The sequence below is a fragment of the Streptomyces alanosinicus genome (genome assembly GCF_014650595.1).
In the GTDB taxonomy this organism is placed as follows: Bacteria; Actinomycetota; Actinomycetes; order Streptomycetales; family Streptomycetaceae; genus Streptomyces; species Streptomyces alanosinicus.
This window is the reverse complement of record NZ_BMVG01000003.1, coordinates 44,968-63,334: the sequence shown is the minus strand read 5'-3', so window position 1 is coordinate 63,334 and position 18,367 is coordinate 44,968. Positions and strand designations below refer to the sequence as shown.

17 protein-coding genes are annotated in these 18,367 nt (G+C 70.7%); 4 read left to right on the top strand and 13 right to left on the bottom strand.

Annotation, left to right across the window (positions count from 1 at the left end; translation table 11 throughout):
- Positions 1-7: 7 nt before the first annotated feature.
- Complete coding sequence (locus IE277_RS08915) at positions 8-523, top strand: methylated-DNA--[protein]-cysteine S-methyltransferase (RefSeq protein ID WP_189950278.1); 516 nt, start codon at positions 8-10, stop codon at positions 521-523.
- On the opposite strand, the gene IE277_RS08910 is transcribed toward IE277_RS08915, so the two are convergent.
- The 4 genes from IE277_RS08910 to IE277_RS08895 all read right to left on the bottom strand — a co-directional run bounded on the left by IE277_RS08910 (position 515) and on the right by IE277_RS08895 (position 4,033).
- On the bottom strand, positions 515-1,501 hold the full coding sequence (locus IE277_RS08910) for a molybdopterin-dependent oxidoreductase (RefSeq protein ID WP_229881197.1): 987 nt from the start codon (positions 1,499-1,501) through the stop codon (positions 515-517). The two genes, IE277_RS08915 and IE277_RS08910, sit on opposite strands and share 9 nt — an antisense overlap.
- A 116-nt stretch (positions 1,502-1,617) precedes the next feature.
- Positions 1,618-2,352 carry an SIR2 family NAD-dependent protein deacylase gene (locus tag IE277_RS08905; RefSeq protein WP_189950274.1) on the bottom strand — a complete coding sequence of 245 codons (735 nt, stop codon included), beginning with the start codon at positions 2,350-2,352 and terminating at the stop codon, positions 1,618-1,620.
- Between the two features lie 82 nt (positions 2,353-2,434).
- Positions 2,435-2,929: an NUDIX domain-containing protein gene (locus tag IE277_RS08900; RefSeq protein WP_189950272.1), complete on the bottom strand. Its 495-nt coding sequence runs from the start codon at positions 2,927-2,929 to the stop codon at positions 2,435-2,437.
- A gap of 27 nt (positions 2,930-2,956) precedes the next feature.
- Positions 2,957-4,033, bottom strand: coding sequence for an ADP-ribosylglycohydrolase family protein (locus IE277_RS08895; protein ID WP_189950270.1), 1,077 nt, complete (start codon positions 4,031-4,033; stop codon positions 2,957-2,959).
- Positions 4,034-4,198: 165 nt separating this feature from the next.
- Here IE277_RS08895 and IE277_RS08890 point away from each other — a divergent pair, with 165 nt between their 5' ends.
- Complete coding sequence (locus IE277_RS08890) at positions 4,199-5,335, top strand: glycerate kinase (RefSeq protein ID WP_189950268.1); 1,137 nt, start codon at positions 4,199-4,201, stop codon at positions 5,333-5,335.
- Between the two features lie 89 nt (positions 5,336-5,424).
- Here the strand turns inward: IE277_RS08890 and pssA are convergent, their stop codons facing one another.
- The 9 genes from pssA to IE277_RS08845 all read right to left on the bottom strand — a co-directional run bounded on the left by pssA (position 5,425) and on the right by IE277_RS08845 (position 16,402).
- Positions 5,425-6,246, bottom strand: coding sequence for a CDP-diacylglycerol--serine O-phosphatidyltransferase (gene pssA / locus IE277_RS08885; protein WP_189950918.1), 822 nt, complete (start codon positions 6,244-6,246; stop codon positions 5,425-5,427).
- Between the two features lie 22 nt (positions 6,247-6,268).
- Positions 6,269-6,925 carry a phosphatidylserine decarboxylase gene (locus IE277_RS08880; protein WP_067127091.1) on the bottom strand — a complete coding sequence of 219 codons (657 nt, stop codon included), beginning with the start codon at positions 6,923-6,925 and terminating at the stop codon, positions 6,269-6,271.
- A 170-nt stretch (positions 6,926-7,095) separates the two neighbouring features.
- Positions 7,096-8,301: an acyl-CoA dehydrogenase family protein gene (locus tag IE277_RS08875; RefSeq protein ID WP_189950266.1), complete on the bottom strand. Its 1,206-nt coding sequence runs from the start codon at positions 8,299-8,301 to the stop codon at positions 7,096-7,098.
- A 2-nt stretch (positions 8,302-8,303) separates the two neighbouring features.
- A complete protein-coding gene (locus IE277_RS08870) occupies positions 8,304-8,831 on the bottom strand; it encodes a MaoC family dehydratase (protein WP_189950264.1) in 528 nt (175 codons plus the stop codon).
- 5 nt (positions 8,832-8,836) lie between these two features.
- Positions 8,837-9,802, bottom strand: a complete 966-nt coding sequence (locus IE277_RS08865; RefSeq protein WP_189950263.1) for an HpcH/HpaI aldolase/citrate lyase family protein — start codon at positions 9,800-9,802, stop codon at positions 8,837-8,839.
- Positions 9,799-11,826: an ethylmalonyl-CoA mutase gene (locus tag IE277_RS08860; protein ID WP_189950261.1), complete on the bottom strand. Its 2,028-nt coding sequence runs from the start codon at positions 11,824-11,826 to the stop codon at positions 9,799-9,801. The genes IE277_RS08865 and IE277_RS08860 overlap by 4 nt, the downstream gene beginning before the upstream one ends.
- Before the next feature lie 9 nt (positions 11,827-11,835).
- Entirely contained in the window at positions 11,836-13,173 is a 1,338-nt protein-coding gene (ccrA, locus tag IE277_RS08855; RefSeq protein WP_189950916.1) for a crotonyl-CoA carboxylase/reductase, read from the bottom strand.
- Positions 13,174-13,605: 432 nt separating this feature from the next.
- The gene (locus IE277_RS08850; RefSeq protein ID WP_189950259.1) at positions 13,606-14,445 is read right to left on the bottom strand and encodes a TetR family transcriptional regulator; all 840 of its coding nucleotides are present in this window, start codon (positions 14,443-14,445) and stop codon (positions 13,606-13,608) included.
- Positions 14,446-14,587: 142 nt separating this feature from the next.
- The gene (locus tag IE277_RS08845) at positions 14,588-16,402 is read right to left on the bottom strand and encodes a 3-hydroxyacyl-CoA dehydrogenase family protein (RefSeq protein ID WP_189950257.1); all 1,815 of its coding nucleotides are present in this window, start codon (positions 16,400-16,402) and stop codon (positions 14,588-14,590) included.
- A gap of 421 nt (positions 16,403-16,823) precedes the next feature.
- On the opposite strand from IE277_RS08845, the gene IE277_RS08840 reads away from it, so the two are divergent.
- The gene (locus tag IE277_RS08840; RefSeq protein ID WP_189950255.1) at positions 16,824-17,408 is read left to right on the top strand and encodes an adenylosuccinate lyase; all 585 of its coding nucleotides are present in this window, start codon (positions 16,824-16,826) and stop codon (positions 17,406-17,408) included.
- Between the two features lie 87 nt (positions 17,409-17,495).
- Positions 17,496-18,236, top strand: a complete 741-nt coding sequence (locus tag IE277_RS08835) for a hypothetical protein (protein WP_189950253.1) — start codon at positions 17,496-17,498, stop codon at positions 18,234-18,236.
- Positions 18,237-18,367 lie beyond the last annotated feature (131 nt).

Genomic DNA, 18,367 nt, shown 5'->3' with positions numbered 1-18,367 from the left:
TCCTCCCGTGACATCCACGTTCCACACCGTGATCGACAGCCCGTACGGCCCGCTCACCCTGGTCGCCGACACCGACGGCGCCGCCGACGGCGTCCTGTGCGGCCTGTACATGGCCGGCCAGCGGCACCGCCCGCCCGAGGAGGACTTCGGCCCCCGCGACGACGGCCTGCCCTGCTTCGCCGCGGCGCAGGAGCAGCTGTCGGCCTACTTCGCCGGCGAGTTGCGGCACTTCACCCTCGAACTCGCCCTTCAGGGAACGCCGTTCCAGCGCAGCGTCTGGCAGCAACTCACCCGCATCCCCTACGGCGAGACCCGCAGCTACGGCCAGCTCGCCGACGCTCTCGGCAACCCCCAGGCCTCCCGCGCGGTCGGCCTCGCCAACGGCCGCAACCCGGTCGGCATCATCGTCCCCTGCCATCGCGTGGTCGGCTCCGACGGCAGCCTCACCGGCTACGGCGGCGGCCTGGACCGCAAGCGCCGGCTGCTGGACCTCGAACGCGGAGCGGCGCTGTTCTCAGCGTGAGCGAGCCTGCTCCACGAAGACGACGCGCTGATGCACCCGGTTGCGGCGCGGCGTGGTGGGCTGGGTCGCCCCCGAGCCCGTCGTGGCGCGGCAGGCGAGGACGTGTTCCCCGACCGTGCCCGGCGTCCAGGAGCAGCTGAACCGCTGCCATCCGTACCCGCGGCGCCGGGCGACGCGGGCCGGGGTCCAGTGCCGGCCGCCGTCGGTCGTGACCTCCACGGAGCTGACCGGCTCGCCCGCCCAGGCCCACCCCCAGATCTCCACCGGTTCGCCGGCGTGCACGGCTCCGTCGACGGGGGCCACGAGACACGAGTTGGGGGCCAGCTCCCACACCGGAACGGCGGCGCCGGAGCCGTCCTCGGGCCGGTCCATGTAGTACGTGGTGGTGAACGCCCCCGTGCTGCGGTGCGCCGAAACGGTCAGGGAGTCCAGCCACTTGGTCGAGTTGGTGCCGTAGTAGCCGGGCACCACCAGTCGCAGCGGACCACCGCGTCGCACGGGAAGCGGGGCGCCGTTGACCGAGAGGGCCACCAGGGCGTCGCCGTCCCGGGCCTTCGCCAGGGGAAGGTCCTTCTCGTACCGCTCGTGGTGGGTGCCGTCGTAGACACCGTGGTCGAGGCCGGTGGAGATGACATAGCGGGCGTCATCCTCGACCCCGGCGAGGTCGAGGAGGTCGCGGAGCCGCACACCCCTCCAGCGGACGTTGCCCACCCGCCGCTGCGGAACGGTGGGTGCCAGCGGGCTGCCGGCGCATTCGTGCACGGAGACGATCTCGGTCTGCGGCATCCCTCTCAAGTCGCCCAGGGACAGGGTCAGTTCGTGGGAGACCAGCCCGCCGACGCGCAACGTCCAGGAGTCGGGGCCGACATCGGGGATGCCCAGGTGCCAGACCGAGAACAGATCAGCCTCCGCCGTGATGAACGACGTCAGGTGCTCCGGCCGCAACCTCTGTACCAGGCCGAAACCCTCATGGAGCATCGCGGGCAAGATCCTCTCCTTTCACATGAGTTCCTCCCGCCACGCTAGACACCGCCCTGAGCCCGGTGAAATGCCGGTCAGGCCGCGACCATGCCGCACAGACATGGATGACCGGATCACCGGCCGGTCCGCCGCAGCCGGTCCAGCAGTGCGGGCAGCGCCGTGCCGATCGGCTCGCGTACGACCTCGTGGGCCAGCTCGTCGTACGGCGTCGGCTCGGCGTTGACGATGATCAGGTGCGCGCCGTTGTCGGCGGCGACACCGACCAGTCCGGCGGCGGGCTGCACCTGAAGGCTGCTGCCGACGGCGAGGAACACCGTGCACGCCTTGCTGACCGACAGGGCCTCGCCGAGCACCACCGGATCCAGCTGCTCACCGAACATGACCGTCGCCGACTTCAGGATGCCCCCGCACTCCCGGCAGGCCGGGTCCTCCTCGCCGGCCTCCACCCGGGCGAGGGCGTCCTCCATCGGCCCGCGCGCATGACAGCCCGTGCACACGACACTGCGCGCGCTGCCGTGCAGTTCGAGCACCTTGCGGGCGGGCATCCCGGCCAGCTGGTGCAGCCCGTCCACGTTCTGTGTGAGCACCCGCACCGGGACGCCGGACCGCTCCAGCTCGGCGACGGCCCGGTGCGCCGCGTTCGGCTCGGCCTTCAGCGTCCGGTTCCCGCGCCGCATCTGCCAGGACCGCCGCCGGATCTCCGGGTCCGCCATGTAGTACTCGTACGTGACGAGCTTCTCGGCCTCGGGATCGCGCCGCCAGAGCCCGTTCGGACCGCGGTAGTCGGGGATCCCGGAATCGGTGGAGATACCTGCGCCACTGAGAAGGGCTACGAGGGGCCTGTCCATGGGCCGAGACTAGGACGCCGCCCGGCCCGCGGCGAGTGGGTTTCGGGCGGTCGGGGCCGAGCCGCGCGGCAGCCGGGGGCGGTCAGGCCACCCGGTGGCCGTTCTCCAGTTCCGCGGTGCCGGAGCCGTCGGCGAGGACGTCCAGGGCGGTCAGCACGCGCCGTCCGAGGGCGCCGGGCAGATGGCTGGTGATCTCCTCGCGCGCCACCAGCCGCCAGGACAGCAGTTCCTCCTCCTGCAGCCGGATCGCCTTGAAGTCGGCTTCGTCGAGGACACCGCCGTCGTACAGGTACGCCACCAGCGGCGGCCGGCCCGTGCCGCACACCCAGTCCACGGCCAGCAGCCGGCCCAGCTCCCGGTCGAGCCCGATCTCCTCCAGCGTCTCGCGGCGGGCGCCCTGGCGCGGGCTCTCCCCGTCGTCCGACTCGATCGTGCCGCCCGGCAGCGCCCAGCCCTCGCGGTAGTTCGGCTCGACGAGGAGCACGCGCCCCTCGGCGTCCCGGAAGAGCGCGGCGGCGCCGGCGAGGACACGGGGCAGGCTCGCGATGTACGCGGCGAAGTCAGGAGTCGTGGTCATTGAGGAAGGGTAACCAGCCACGGCACCTCACGCCGCGGCCGTCGCCAGGCGCAGGGTGCGTTCCGCCAGCGCACTGATCCGTACACCGTCGAAGCCGAACACCGCGCTCCGGACGGTGTCCTCCAGCGGATCCTTCCACCGGTCGGGGATCGCGGCCGCGCCGGTGCGGACCCCGGCCACCGAGCCGGCCGTGGCCCCGTTGGAGTCGGTGTCCAGGCCGCCGCGCACGGTCAGCGCGATGGTCCGGGTGAAGTCGCCCTCGCCGTACAGCAGCCCGGCGGTGAGGACGGCGGCGTTCGGCACGGTGTGGATCCAGCCGAGGCCGGCGGTCTCCGCGGTCAGCGTGGCCACGTTCTCCTCCCAGGCCAGCCGCGTCTCGTGCAGCGCGATGACCCGCCGCACGGTACGGGCGAGCCGGCTGCTCGCCGGGATCACCCCGAGTGCGCTCTCCAGCGCCTCGCGCACGGTCGGCGCGGTGAACGCCGCCGAGATCAGCGCGGCCGCCCACATGGCGCCGTAGACGCCGTTGCCGGTGTGCGACAGCACCGCGTCCCGGCGGGCGAGGCCGGCGGCGCGGGCCGGGTCGCCGGGGCGCGTCCAGCCGTGCACATCGGCCCGGATCAGCGCGCCGATCCACTCCTGGTACGGGTTGTCGTACGTCGCCGTCAGCGGCGGCTTCAGCCCGTTCGCGAGATTGCGGTACGCCGCCCGCTCCGCGGTGAAGGTCTGCAGATACGGCAGTCTGAGCAGCCACAGCTCGCCGACCTGCTCGGTGCTGAAGCCGAAGCCGTGCGTCTCCAGCAGATGCAGCCCGAGGATCGCGTAGTCGACGTCGTCGTCCCGGCAGCTGCCGTGGATCCGGCCGCGGACGCACCGGCGCCACTCCGGGCGCAGTACGGCGCCGTCGGCCGGGTCGGCGGGCTCGGGCAGATAGTCGGTGAGGGGCAGGGCCGCCGCCCTGCGCAGATAGCGGTCGATGCGCTCGCGGGTCCACACCTCGCCCTGTTCGACCGGTTTGCCGAGCATGTTGCCCGCGATCCGGCCGAGCCAGCCGCCATGGATTCGGTCGGCGAGATCGGCGGATCCGGGGTGCTCGCTGGTCATGGCTGGGGTCTACCCGTTTTCCCCGGGATGCTCCCAGCCGCTTCCCAGCCTTCGGTCGGAGCATGACGACAGGGGCCTGCTGAGGTTAAGGTCGCAGCGGCGCGACTGGCCCTGACGTGCGCGGGGCCCGGAGAGCAAGGGGAAAGCAAGGTGGCGGACGCTGCAATGAACGAGACCCGTCGGGTGCTCATCGCCGCGGACAAGTTCAAGGGCTCGCTGACGGCCGTGCAGGTCGCCGAGCGGGTCACGGCCGGGCTGCGCCGGGTCGTGCCGGACCTCCAGATCGAGGCGCTGCCCGTGGCCGACGGCGGCGACGGCACCGTGGACGCGGCGGTCGCGGCCGGTTTCGAGCGGCGCGAGGTGCGGGTCGCCGGGCCGCTCGGCCAGGAGGTGACGGCCGCGTACGCGCTGCGCGGCTCGACCGCGGTCGTGGAGATGGCGGAGGCCAGCGGCCTCCAGCGCCTCCCCGCCGGTGTCTTCGCCCCCCTGACGGCCTCGACGTACGGCTCCGGTGAGCTGCTGCGGGCCGCGCTCGACGCGGGCGCCCGGACGATCGTGTTCGGCGTCGGCGGCAGCGCCACGACGGACGGCGGCGCCGGGATGCTCTCGGCGCTGGGTGCCCGCTTCCTCGACGAGGACGGCGAGCCGGTGCCCCCGGGCGGCGGCGGCCTCGCCGGGCTGGCCCGCGCCGATCTGTCCGGTCTGGACCCCCGCCTCTCCGAGGTGGAGCTGGTGCTCGCGAGCGACGTCGACAACCCGCTGACCGGCCCGAAGGGCGCGCCGGCGGTGTACGGCCCGCAGAAGGGCGCCTCGCCGGACGACGTGGCGGCCCTGGACTCCGCCCTCGCGCACTTCGCCGAGGTGCTGGAGGCGTCCGTGGGGTCGCGGGCCGCCGAGTACGCGGCGGCGCCGGGCGCGGGCGCGGCGGGCGGCATCGGCTACGGCGCGCTGCTGCTGGGCGCCCGCTTCCGGCCCGGCATCGAGGTCATGCTGGACGTCCTCGGCTTCGCGCCCGCGCTGGAGCGGGCGTCCTTGGTGATCACCGGCGAGGGCTCGCTGGACGAGCAGACCCTGCACGGCAAGGCGCCGGCCGGTGTCGCCGCGGCGGCGCGTGCGGCGGGCAAGGGCGTGGTGGCGGTGTGCGGCCGGCTCGCCCTCCCGGAGGAGACCCTCCTTGGGGCCGGCATCGAGCGGGCCTACCCCCTGACGTCCGTCGAGCCGGACGTGGCCACGTGCATCGCGGACGCGGGGCCGATCCTGGAGCGGGTCGCCGCGCGGATCGCCGAGGACTACCTGGGCTGAGCTCCCCGGGGGCTCCGCCCCCAGGCCGGAACACAAAAGCGAGGGGCCCCGGACCGGAGAACGGTCCGAGGCCCCTCGCCGAAGCGCCGCTACGGCAGCTGCGTCGCCCGCGCCTCACGCCGGTTGTCGCGGAAGTTGTTCACTCGCCGAGCCGTGGCGAACAGCGGAATCACCGCGCCCATCACCAGCTGCAGCGCACAGCCCGTCTGCAGCAGCAGCTGCCCGCTGGGCGCGTCGAAGGCCCACGCGGCCAGCAGCCCCATCGAGAGCACGATCCAGGCCAGCATGGCCCCGGCCAGGCGCCCCCGCGGCTTCGGGTACTCGACCCGGCTCACCATCAGCCACGCCGTACCCAGGATCGCGAGCAGCGTCGCCACGAAGGGCAGCTCCAGCAGGACGATGGAGACCACCGTGAGCGCGCCGAACGGCGAGGGCATGCCCTGGAACATGCCGTCCTTGATCGTCACACAGGAGAACCGCGCCAGCCGCAACACGACCGCCAGGAGCACCACGATGGCTCCCAGCGCCGCCATTCTCTGGTGCGCGTCGTCCGCGACCATGCCGTAGACGAGCACGAAGTAGGCGGGCGCGAGGCCGAAGCTGATCAGGTCGGAGAGGTTGTCCAGCTCCGCGCCCATCGGCGAGGAGCGCAGCTTCCGCGCGACCAGTCCGTCGAACAGGTCGAAGACGGCCGCGCAGAGCATCAGGATGACGGCCGTGGCGGCGCTGTGCCGCGCCATGCCCGCGGACTCGTCATTGCCTGTCAGGTGCGGGATCAGGATGCCGGTGGTGGTGAAGTACACCGCCATGAAGCCGCACGTCGCATTGCCCAGAGTGAGGGTGTCCGCTATCGACAGGCGCAGCGAGAGGGGCATCTCCTCGTCGTCGTCCACCTCGTCGGCCTCGGGCACCCAGCCCGCCTGGGTCTCCGGATCAATCACGGTCAATGCGAGTCACCCCAGCCACGGTCTTCTGTCCGACCTCGACCGCGACCTCCACGCCCTCGGGCAGGTAGAGGTCGACACGCGAGCCGAAGCGGATCAGACCGATTCGGTCGCCCTGCTCGACCTTCGTACCCTCAGGGATGTAGGGCACGATGCGGCGGGCCACCGCGCCGGCGATCTGGATCATCTCGATGTCGCCGAGTTCGGTGTCGAAATGCCAGACTACGCGCTCGTTGTTCTCGCTCTCCTTGTTGAAAGCCGGAACAAAGCCGCCGGGGATGTGCTCGACGGACGTCACCGTGCCCGCGAGGGGCGCGCGGTTGACGTGGACGTTCAGCGGGCTCATGAAGATCGCGACGCGGGTGCGCCCGTCCTTCCACGGCATGATGCTCTGCACCACACCGTCGGCGGGCGAGATCACCCGGCCGGAGCCGATCTCGCGCTCGGGGTCGCGGAAGAACCACAGCATGCCCGCCGCGAGCGCGGTGGCGGGTACGGCCACGGCCTTGGCCGCGCCGGAGCGGCGGGCCCGGGCCAGGCTGAGGGCTGCGGTGGCGACGGTCGGGAGAAGCCACGGCGATGCTCCGCGCGCGAGGCGTACGCCGGCTCGGCTGTCGCGAGGTGCAGAGGTTTGGCTGTGGGGCATGGATGACCTTCGTAGCGGATGATGCCGCGCAGGACGGGGGACGGCGGCTTTCCGTGGGATCGTACCGGTCGCGGGCTACAACTGGGCAAGCGAGGCAGCGGAGTCGGCGGCCGAAGACCATCTACGGGGTGTGATCTTCTTCTCGAAGAAAACACCCCGTATCCGGACATTCAGCCCTGGAATCGATACTCTTCGAGCAGTCTGCGCCCGATGATCATTTTCTGGATCTCGGCGGTACCTTCACCGATCAGCAGCATCGGGGCCTCGCGGTAGAGGCGCTCGATCTCGTACTCCTTGGAGAAGCCGTAGCCGCCGTGGATCCGGAAGGCGTCCTCCACGACCTCCTTGCAGTACTCGGAGGCGAGGTACTTCGCCATCCCCGCCTCAAGGTCGTTTCGCTCTCCGGAGTCCTTTTTGCGTGCCGCGTTGACCATCATCGCATGCGCGGCCTCGACCTTGGTGGCCATTTCCGCCAGTTTGAACTGAATGGCCTGGTGCTGGGCGATCGGCTTGCCGAAGGTGTGCCGCTGCTGGGCATACTGGACGCCCAGTTCGAAGGCACGCTGGGCGACACCGCAGCCACGGGCCGCCACATTGACCCGGCCGACCTCGACACCGTCCATCATTTGGTAAAAACCCCGGCCGGTGACGCCGCCGAGCACCCGGTCGGCCGGCAGGCGCAGGCCGTCCATGATCAGCTCGGTGGTGTCGACGCCCTTGTAGCCCATCTTGTCGATCTTGCCGGGGATCGTGAGACCGGGGCGGACCTCGCCGAAGCCGGGCTCCTTCTCGATCAGGAAGGTCGTCATCGACTTGTGGGGCGCCGTGCCCTCGGCGTGGCCTTCGTCACTGCGGACGAGCACGGCCACGAGGGAGGACGTACCGCCGTTCGTCAGCCACATCTTCTGGCCGTTCAGGACGTACTCGTCGCCGTCCCTGACCGCCTTCGAGGTGATCGCCGACACATCGGAGCCCAGGCCCGGCTCCGACATCGAGAAGGCGCCCCGGATGTCGCCGGCGGCCATGCGCGGCAGGAAGTGGTCCTTCTGCTCCTGTGTGCCGTGCTGCTTGAGCATGTACGCGACGATGAAGTGCGTGTTGATGATGCCGGACACCGACATCCAGCCGCGGGCGATCTCCTCCACGCACAGCGCGTAGGTGAGCAGCGACTCGCCCAGGCCGCCGTACTCCTCGGGGATCATCAGACCGAACAGGCCGAGTTCCCTCAGTCCGTCCACGATCGCTTGCGGGTACTCGTCGCGGTGCTCCAGCTCGGTCGCGACCGGGATGATCTCTTTGTCGACAAAGTCCCGGACGGTGGAGAGGATCTCCTGCTGGACGTCGGTCAGACCGGCGGTCTGGGCGAGACGGGCCATCGCTACTTCTCCGTGTTCTTTTCCGCGGGTGCGGTCAGCTCCGGGCGGCCCGGCTGCTCGCCGCCGCGCTCCTTGATGTACGTCTCGGTGGGCACCATGACCTTGCGGCGGAAGACACACACCAGGGTGCCGTCCTGCTTGTAGCCCTTGGTCTCGACATAGACGATGCCGCGGTCGTTCTTCGACTTCGACGGCCACTTGTCCAGCACCGTCGTCTGGCCGTAGATCGTGTCGCCGTGGAAGGTCGGCGCCACGTGCTTGAGCGACTCGATCTCCAGGTTGGCGATCGCCTTGCCGGAGATGTCCGGCACGCTCATGCCGAGCAGCAGCGAGTAGATGTAGTTCCCGACCACCACGTTCTTGCCGAAGTCCGTCGTCTTCTCGGCGTAGTTGGTGTCCATGTGGAGCGGGTGGTGGTTCATGGTGAGGAGACAGAACAGGTGGTCGTCGTACTCCGTGACCGTCTTGCCCGGCCAGTGCTTGTACGTCGCCCCGACCTCGAACTCCTCGTAGGTGCGTCCGAACTGCATGACCGTCAGGCCTCCGGGATCTCGAACTTGCTGGTGCGCTGCATGCCGGCGGCCCGGCCCTTGCCGGAGACGACCAGGGCCATCTTGCGGCTGGCCTCGTCGATCATCTCGTCGCCGAGCATCGCGGAGCCCTTCTTGCCGCCCGCCTCGGACGTGTAGTAGTCGTACGCGTCCAGGATCAGCTCGGCGTGGTCGTAGTCCTCCTGGGAGGGCGAGAAGATCTCGTTGGACGCCTCGACCTGGCCCGGGTGCAGCACCCACTTGCCGTCGAAGCCGAGCGCCGCGGCGCGTTGGGCGACCGCGCGGTAGCCCTCGATGTTGCGGATCTGCAGGTAGGGGCCGTCGATCGCCTGGAGGTTGTTGGCGCGGGCGGCCATCAGGATCTTCATCAGGATGTAGTGGTAGGCGTCCGCCGGGTAGCCGGGCGGCTGCTCGCCCACGACGAGGGACTTCATGTTGATGGAGGCCATGAAGTCGGCCGGGCCGAAGATGATGGTCTCGACGCGCGGGGAGGCCTGCGCGATCGCGTTCACGTTGTTCAGGCCCTGCGCGTTCTCGATCTGCGCCTCGATGCCGATCTTGCCGACCTCGAAGCCCATGGTCTTCTCGATCTGCGTCAGCAGCAGGTCCAGGGCGACGACCTGCTCGGCCGTCTGCACCTTCGGCAGCATGATGCAGTCGAGGTTCTGGCCGGCACCCTCGACCACGGTCACGACGTCGCGGTACGTCCACTCGGTCGTCCAGTCGTTGACGCGCACCACACGCGTCTTGCCGGTCCAGTCGCCCTCGTTGAGGAACTTGACGATGGTGTGCCGCGCCTCGGGCTTGGCGAGCGGCGCGCACGCGTCCTCCAGGTCGAGGAAGACCTGGTCGGCGGGGAGGCCCTGCGCCTTCTCCAGGAAGCGGGGGTTGCTCCCGGGGACCGCGAGGCAGGAGCGTCGCGGACGCAGACGGTTGACGGGCGTGGTCATGCGGGGACCTCCAGGGGGTCGAGCTTGTTCGCTTTCCGGATCTCGTCGACGATGGCGCCGATGATTCCGGTGATGTCGAAGTCCTTCGGGGTGAAGACGGCGGCCACTCCGGCGGCCCTGAGCTGCTCGGCGTCACCATGGGGGATGATGCCACCGGCGATCACCGGTATATCTGTGGCACCGGCCACACGCAGCCGCTGGAGCACGTCCGGGACCAACTGGGCGTGCGAGCCGGACAGGATCGACAGGCCCACGGCGTGCACGTCCTCGGCGAGCGCCGCGTCCACGATCTGCTCCGGGGTGAGCCGGATGCCCTGGTAGACCACCTCGAAGCCGGCGTCGCGGGCGCGTACGGCGATCTGCTCGGCGCCGTTGGAGTGCCCGTCCAGGCCCGGCTTGCCGACCAGGAAGCGCAGTTTGCCGACGCCCAGGTCGCCGGCGGTGGCGTCGACCTTGGCGCGGACCTCGGCGAGCGGGGAGCCCGGCTCGGCGGTGACCGCCACCGGCGCGGAGGACACCCCGGTGGGCGCCCGGTACTCGCCGAACACCTCGCGCAGGGCGGCCGCCCACTCCCCGGTGGTGACCCCGGCGCGGGCGCACTCCAGCGTGGCCTCCATCAGGTTGTCCGTGCCCTTCGCGGCCTCCTTCAGCCGCTCCAGCGCCTTGCACGGGCGCGGGTGGTTGAAGGGCGGCTGGTACCGCGAGTCGCGCCAGTGCCGCAGCGAGGCGGTGACACGGGCCTCGACGGCCGGGTCGACCGTCATGATCGCGGTGTCCAGGTCGGCCGTGAGCGGGTTGGGCTCGGTGCCCTCGAAGGCGTTGACGCCGATGATCTTCTCCTGGCCGGACTCGATCCGGGCCCGGCGCTCGGCGTGCGAGGAGACCAGCTGCGACTTCAGATAGCCGGACTCCACGGCGGCCATCGCGCCGCCCATCTCCTGGATCCGGCCGATCTCCGCGAGAGCGTCGGTGACCAGCTGGTCCACCTTCGCCTCGATCACCTTCGAGCCTTCGAAGATGTCCTCGTACTCCAGCAGATCGCTCTCGTAGGCGAGCACCTGCTGGATGCGCAGGCTCCACTGCTGGTCCCACGGGCGGGGCAGACCGAGCGCCTCGTTCCAGGCCGGCAGCTGTACGGCACGCGCGCGTGCGTCCTTCGACAGCGTCACGGCGAGCATCTCCAGCACGATCCGCTGGACGTTGTTCTCCGGCTGCGCCTCGGTCAGGCCCAGCGAGTTGACCTGGACGCCGTAGCGGAACCGGCGCTGCTTGGGGTTCTCGATGCCGTACCGCTCGCGCGTGATCCGGTCCCAGATGCGGCCGAACGCCCGCATCTTGCACATCTCCTCGATGAAGCGGACGCCCGCGTTCACGAAGAAGGAGATACGGGCGACGACATCGCCCATGCGCTCCTGCGGCACCTGGCCGGAGTCGCGCACGGCGTCGAGCACGGCGATCGCGGTGGACATCGCGTACGCGATCTCCTGCACCGGCGTGGCCCCGGCCTCCTGCAGGTGGTAGCTGCAGATGTTGATCGGGTTCCACTTCGAGATGTGGGAGACCGTGTACGCGATCATGTCCGTCGTCAGCCGGAGCGAGGGCCCCGGCGGAAACACATGGGTGCCCCGGGACAGGTACTCCTTGACGATGTCGTTCTGGGTCGTGCCCTGGAGCTGGGTGATGTCCGCGCCCTGCTCCTCGGCGACGACCTGGTAGAGCGCCAGCAGCCACATGGCGGTGGCGTTGATCGTCATCGAGGTGTTCATCTGCTCCAGGGGGATGTCCTGGAACAGCCGGCGCATGTCACCGAGGTGCGCGACGGGCACGCCGACCCGGCCGACCTCGCCGCGGGCGAGGATGTGGTCGGGGTCGTAGCCGGTCTGCGTCGGGAGGTCGAACGCCACCGACAGACCCGTCTGGCCCTTGGCGAGGTTGCGCCGGTACAGCTCGTTGGACGCCTCGGCCGTCGAGTGGCCCGCGTACGTCCGCATGAGCCACGGACGGTCCTTCTGACGCTCTGTCATCTATGGCTCTCAGACGTTGCGGAAACGGTTGATGGCGTCGAGGTGCTTGGCCCGCATCTCCTCGTCGCGCACACCGAGGCCTTCCTCGGGCGCGAGGCAGAGCACGCCGACCTTGCCCTGGTGCAGATTGCGGTGGACGTCGTACGCCGCCTGGCCGGTCTCCTCCAGGGAGTACACCTTGGAGAGCGTCGGGTGGATCTTGCCCTTGGCGATGAGGCGGTTGGCCTCCCAGGCCTCGCGGTAGTTGGCGAAGTGCGAGCCGATGATGCGCTTCAGCGACATCCACAGGTAGCGGTTGTCGTACTCGTGGTTGTACCCCGAGGTCGACGCGCAGGTGACGATGGTGCCGCCCTTGCGGGTGACGTAGACCGAGGCGCCGAAGGTCTCACGGCCGGGGTGCTCGAAGACGATGTCGACGTCCTCGCCGCCGGTGAGCTCGCGGATGCGCTTGCCGAAGCGCTTCCACTCCTTGGTGTCCTGGGTGTGCTCGTCCTTCCAGAACCGGTAGCCCTCGGCGTTGCGGTCGATGATCAGCTCGGCGCCCATCTTCCGCGCGATCTCGGCCTTCTGGGGCGAGGAGACGACACAGATGGGGGTGGCGCCGCCGGCGAGGGCGAACTGGGTGGCGTAGGAGCCGAGTCCGCCGCTCGCGCCCCAGATCAGGACGTTGTCGCCCTGCTTCATCTGGGCGCCGTTGCGGGAGACCAGCTGGCGGTAGGCGGTGGAGTTCACCAGGCCCGGGGCGGCGGCCTCCTCCCAGCTGAGGTGGGCCGGCTTCGGCATCAGCTGGTTGGACTTGACGAGCGCGACCTCGGCGAGGCCGCCGAAGTTGGTCTCGAAGCCCCAGATGCGCTGCTCGGGGTCGAGCATCGTGTCGTTGTGGCCGTCGGAGGACTCCAGCTCGACGGACAGACAGTGGGCGACGACCTCGTCGCCGGGCTTCCAGGCGTTGACGCCGGGACCGGTGCGCAGGACGACGCCCGCGAGGTCGGAGCCGATGATGTGGTACGGCAGGTCGTGCCGCTTGGTGAGCTCGCTGACCTTGCCGTAGCGCTCCAGGAAGCCGAAGGTCGGCAGCGGCTCGAAGATCGAGGTCCACACCGAGTTGTAGTTGACCGAGGAGGCCATGACGGCCACCAGGGCCTCGCCCGGGCCGAGTTCGGGCACGGGCACCTCATCGAGGTGGATCGACTTGCGCGGGTCCTTGTCGCGGGTCTGAAGGTCCGCGAACATCTCCGTCTCGTCCTTGTGCACGGTGATCGCGCGGTACGACTCGGGGAGCGGCAGAGCGGCGAAGTCGGCCGGCGTCGAGTCCGGCGACTGGATCGCGTCCAGGATGTCCTTCACGGTCACGGTGTTGCCTCCGGCGGTGAGCACCCCTGAGGGAGGGGGTGCCTTGAGGGTTCGTCGGTGCTGCGGTGCGTGCTGCTGAGGGTTTCGAGGGTGCCGTCGGTTCGGCTCGGTGGTGCTTCGGCAGCGCTTTGTGGCGCGGGAGGTTGCCTGTGACGCAGGCGTCCGGGCGCGCGGGCCGTGGGCCCTCGGGGACAGCCGGCGAACGATCGGTCTCTGTCCGCCGGCCGCCCGGACAACATCAACGTATGACACCGCGTGTCAGGTGGCAAGGCACTGAGTGCCATGACTTGAGCTCAGGTGAAATCTTTACGTAACAAATGAGCGATGATCGATCGAATGGGGCTTGAAATCTGCTGGAAAACGGGCCCTGACATGGCAAAACGGCCACCCGGGCGGGTGGCCGTCGTCACACAGGGGGAGCGGGTCTCAGCGCTCCTTCAGTGCCTCCTCGATGGTCCGCATGACCTCGTCCAGCGGAGCGTCGGTGCGGGCGACCGTGACGAGCACCTCGCCGTGCGCGGACACCGTCGCCGGGGCGGTGCCGGCGGCGGACCGGGGTGCCGGACCCCGCCCGGCCCCGATACCCGTGCCGAAGGTCTTGCGCACGATCGCGAAGGCGTGGTCCAGCTGCGTCTCGACATCGCCCTGGCCGCCCGCCCGCAGCCAGCGCCGCAGGACGTGGTTGTGGGCCGTGACGACGGCGGAGGCGGCCACCTCGGCCAGCAGCGGGTCGTCGTTGGCGTCGTCGGCGTGCGCGTGCTCGTCGAAGTGGCCGAGGAGATAGCGGGTGAAGAGGCGTTCGTAGCGGGCCACCGAGGCGATCTCGGCCTCCCGCAGGGTGGGCACCTCGCGGGTCAGCTTGTAGCGGGCGACCGAGACCTCCGGCGCGGCCGCGTACATCCTCATGACTTCCTTGATGCCGCGGCACACGGTGTCGAGCGGGTGCTCGTGCGCGGGGGCGGCGTTGAGGACCGCCTCGGCGCGGATCAGCGTGTCGTCGTGGTCGGGGAAGATCGCCTCTTCCTTGGAGCGGAAGTGGCGGAAAAAGGTGCGACGGGCGACTCCGGCGGCGGCCGCGATCTCGTCGACGGTGGTCGCCTCGTACCCCTTGGTCGCGAACAGCTCCATGGCTGCGGTCGCCAGTTCTCGGCGCATCTTGAGCCGCTGGGCGGCGGCGCGACTGCCTGCGGCACTTTCCGGCGCGTCGGGCGTAGCTGGTGTACGTGAGGACTTGGCGGGCTGGGACATGACCTGAACGTACTGCATGTGCGCAGCTCGATGCGCAGGTGTGCCGTTTCCCCCGCCCGGTGGGGGCGGGGGAGAGCCCGGCCGGCCGGGCGGCGCGAGACCGCCCGGATCGAGCAGCCCGCCCCAGTCCGCCTCCGCGTGGGACCAGTCGCCGACGCCGTCAGCGGCGGGCATACTCGCGGAAGCCGCGGCCGGTCTTGCGGCCGAGGCAGCCCGCGGCCACCAGGTGCTCAAGGAGCGGGGCCGGGGCCAGGCCGGGGTCGCGGAACTCGCGGTGCAGGACCTTCTCGATGGCCAGCGAGACATCCAGACCGACCACGTCCAGCAGCTCGAAGGGGCCCATCGGATAGCCGCCGCCGAGCTTCATCGCCGCGTCGATGTCGTCCAGGGACGCATAGTGTTCCTCGACCATCTTGATGGCGTTGTTCAGGTACGGGAACAGCAGTGCGTTCACGATGAAGCCGGCCCGGTCGCCGCAGTCCACCGCGTGCTTCTTGATCTTCGCGCAGACCTCGCGGACCGTCGCGTGGACATCGTCGGCCGTCAGCACGGTCCGCACGACCTCGACCAGCTTCATCGCCGGCGCCGGGTTGAAGAAGTGCATGCCGATGACGTCCTGCGGACGTGAGGTGGCGCGGGCGCAGGCGACGACGGGCAGCGAGGAGGTGGTCGTCGCGAGGACCGCGCCCGGCTTGCAGACCTTGTCCAGTGTGGCGAACAGCTGCCGCTTGATCTCCAGGTCCTCGGCGATCGCCTCGACGGCCAGGTCGACCTCGGCGAAGGCGTCGTAGGACCCGGCCGGGGCGATCCGGTCCAGGATCTGCGCGGCGGCCTCGGCGGTCAGCCGGCCCTTGTCGACAGAGCGCGAAAGGGACTTGCCGATACGGGCCTTGGCGGTCTGCGCCTTCTCCTCGCTGCGGGCGGCCAGGACGACGTCGTAGCCCGCCTTGGCGAACACCTCGGCGATGCCCGAGGCCATGGTGCCGGAGCCGGCGACGCCCACCGAGCGGACGGTGCGGCCGGCGGCCTTGGTGTCCCCCTCCGCCGGGGTCAGCGCGTCCGGCACGACCGTGGCGCTGCCCGGCGCCGCGTAGCTGTAGAAGCCGCGCCCGGACTTGCGGCCGGTCAGGCCCGCCTCGCTGAGCTGCTTCAGGATCGGGGCGGGGGCGTGCAGCCGGTCGCGGGACTCGGCGTACATGGCCTCCAGGACCGTCCGCGCGGTGTCGACGCCGATCAGGTCCAGCAGTGCGAGCGGGCCCATCGGCAGACCGCAGCCGAGCCGCATGGCCGCGTCGATGTCCTCGCGGGAGGCATAGCGGGCCTCGTACATCGCCGCGGCCTGGTTGAGATAGCCGAACAGCAGGCCGTCGGCGACGAAGCCGGGGCGGTCGCCGACCGCGACCGGCTCCTTGCCCAGCTCGATCGCGAGGTCCGTGACCGCGGCGACGGCCTGCGGCGCGGTCAGCACCGAGGAGACCACCTCGACCAGCTTCATCGCCGGCGCCGGGTTGAAGAAGTGCAGGCCGAGCACCCGCTCGGGGCGGGCCGAGTCGGCCGCGAGCCGGGTGACGGACAGGGCGTTGGTGCCGGTCGCGAGGATCGTGTCGGGGCGGACGATGCCGTCCAGCTCGCGGAAGATCTGGTGCTTGGTCTCGTACGACTCCGGGGCCACCTCGATGACGAGGTCGGCGTCGGCGGCCGCGGTCAGGTCGGTCGTGGTGCGGACACGGGCCAGTGCCTCGGCACGCTCGGACTCGGTGAGCCGGCCGCGCTCCACACAGCGGGCGGTGGAGGACTCCAGAGCGGCGAGGGCGCGCGCGGCCTGGGCCTCGCTGACGTCGATGCCGATCACCTCGCGACCGGCCTTCGCGAGGACCTCGGTGATGCCGGTGCCCATGGTGCCGAGGCCGACGACGGCGATCGTCGTGAAGGCGGACAGCGGGGTGCCGGACTGGGGGGACAGGGGAGTGGCCATCGCGGGACTCCAGGAATGAGGGTGACGACGAGGAGCGCGCCGGGTGCGCCGGGCGGCGCACCACGGTGCGGGGAAGGAGTGCGGGTGTTGCCGGGCTGCGAGCGCACACGCCCGGTGCTGCTGCCGGTGCCGCGGGCGTGCACACGCCCGCGAACGGCAGGGATTCCGACCGGCCCTGTCCCGGAGCCGGGTCGTACTGCGGTACACGTCGTACCGAACCGACCGAGTCTCCCATCGCCCCGAGAGGGTGGGAGGTGTCCCCGACGACGACTGCGTCACCAAACCGCCGCCGGTGGAAGTGCGAGTGGGTAACTCGCTCGTCTGAGCTTAACCGGCGAGTAACGAGCGCGCCAGACCTGAGTCGCACCGGACTTTGTGATGTAGCTCCCGCCGCCCCCACGACCCGCCTACGCTGGACTTCGTGGACGAAGAGTTGCGATCGCTCACGGAGCGCTTACGGCAGGAGTCGCGCGGCCCGGCAGCGTTCGACCGGCTGCTGGCGACCGAGGACCACGACGAACTCGCGGAGGTGCTCACCGCGCCCGGACAGCCGCTGTGGGCCAGGGAGCTGGTCGCGTTCCGGCTCGGTGTCGCCCGCGACCGGCGGGCCTTCGAGTCCCTGGTGCTGCTCCTCAACCACCGCGACCCACCGCGCTGCGCCTCCGCCGCCTATGCCCTCGCCCGGCTCGGCGACCCGCGCACGGCCAGGGCGGCGGCAGCGCTGGCGACGAACGAGCTGCGGGTGGCCTACGCCCTGCACCCCGTACGGCTCCTGGTGGAACTGCGCGCTCCCGAGTCCGTCCCCGCGCTCATCACCACACTGGAGCGGCGGCTGCGCCCGCACGACCCCTACCACCGGGTCGCCCTCTCGTGTGTCGAGGGTCTGGGCGCCCTCGCCGACCCCCGTGCCCGCCGTGTCCTGAAGGAGGCCCTCGCCCATCCGGTACTGGCCAGGGCGGCGGTGCGGGCGCTGGCGGGCATCCCGGAGGAGGAACAGGCCAGGTGACCGCCGGTCAGCGGCGCGGTACCGAGCGGGCGGCGCCTCGGGGGCGGGCGGCGGGGCGCTGTTAGGGTGCCCTGCCGTGAGCGATATATGAGCGGCAAGGGCCCGGGCCGCCCGAAGGACCCGGACCCCTCGGAAGAGGAACTGTTCCGCCGCCTGGGCAAGGAACTGCGCTGGCCCGCCCGGTCGGAGCGGGAGCCGCCGCTGCGGCACGTCGTACGGCGATGGTCGCAGCTGCTCGGCTTCGACCTCGCCATGGTGGCGGCCAGCTCTCTCGTCGCGGTGCGGGTGGGGCGCTGGCCCGCCGTCGCCACCTGGGTCGCGTTCACCGTCCTGTATGTCTTCTGGCTCCGGCGGCGGATGCCGCGCGCGCCGGGACACAAGGCCGCCGGCATCCTCGCCGGGCTCGGCTACGCGATACTCGTCGTCGGCGCGGGCTATGCCACTCCCCGGGTCTACCTCGACACCTGGGGCAAGGAGGGCACGGCGACCGTCGTCGACCAGAGCACCTCGCGCACGCGCGGCGGCGGCGAGGCGTACACCTGCACGGTCATCCTGCCGGGCGGCGACACGCGGCGGCTGGAGGCGTCGAGCGGCACCTGCAAGCGCCTGACGCCCCTGGTCGACGGCCAGGTGCCGGTGGTCTACGACCCGGCACATGTGGTCCTCCCGATGGCCGGGACGAAGGGGCAGCTGGGGGTCGGAAAGAGCGTACTGCCGTGCGGGATCGGGCTGTTGCTGGTGGTCGGCGCCGGCGCCCACACGATCCGCCGCACGGCGGTCGTCCAGCGCGGCCGGCCGCACAGTGGACGGCGTGACAAGCGCGGCTAGGGCCTGTCCGGCGGATCAGGTCGCGGGAAAGTGACGGTGCCTCATCGGCGCAGGTGAGCGGGTGTCGCGGGCCACGCCGGCGGGGGTGGCGATCCGGGTCGGTCCACTCATGGAGCCAGGGCTGACGCTCA

Coding starts and splice junctions, on each gene's coding strand:
- IE277_RS08910 (WP_229881197.1), bottom strand. CDS start 1,501: ATGCTCCATGAGGGTTTCGGCCTGGTACAGAGGTTGCGGCCGGAGCAC.
- IE277_RS08905 (WP_189950274.1), bottom strand. CDS start 2,352: ATGGACAGGCCCCTCGTAGCCCTTCTCAGTGGCGCAGGTATCTCCACC.
- IE277_RS08900 (WP_189950272.1), bottom strand. CDS start 2,929: ATGACCACGACTCCTGACTTCGCCGCGTACATCGCGAGCCTGCCCCGT.
- IE277_RS08895 (WP_189950270.1), bottom strand. CDS start 4,033: ATGACCAGCGAGCACCCCGGATCCGCCGATCTCGCCGACCGAATCCAT.
- IE277_RS08890 (WP_189950268.1), top strand. CDS start 4,199: ATGAACGAGACCCGTCGGGTGCTCATCGCCGCGGACAAGTTCAAGGGC.
- IE277_RS08880 (WP_067127091.1), bottom strand. CDS start 6,925: ATGCCCCACAGCCAAACCTCTGCACCTCGCGACAGCCGAGCCGGCGTA.
- IE277_RS08875 (WP_189950266.1), bottom strand. CDS start 8,301: ATGGCCCGTCTCGCCCAGACCGCCGGTCTGACCGACGTCCAGCAGGAG.
- IE277_RS08870 (WP_189950264.1), bottom strand. CDS start 8,831: ATGCAGTTCGGACGCACCTACGAGGAGTTCGAGGTCGGGGCGACGTAC.
- IE277_RS08865 (WP_189950263.1), bottom strand. CDS start 9,802: ATGACCACGCCCGTCAACCGTCTGCGTCCGCGACGCTCCTGCCTCGCG.
- IE277_RS08860 (WP_189950261.1), bottom strand. CDS start 11,826: ATGACAGAGCGTCAGAAGGACCGTCCGTGGCTCATGCGGACGTACGCG.
- IE277_RS08850 (WP_189950259.1), bottom strand. CDS start 14,445: ATGCAGTACGTTCAGGTCATGTCCCAGCCCGCCAAGTCCTCACGTACA.
- IE277_RS08845 (WP_189950257.1), bottom strand. CDS start 16,402: ATGGCCACTCCCCTGTCCCCCCAGTCCGGCACCCCGCTGTCCGCCTTC.
- IE277_RS08835 (WP_189950253.1), top strand. CDS start 17,496: ATGAGCGGCAAGGGCCCGGGCCGCCCGAAGGACCCGGACCCCTCGGAA.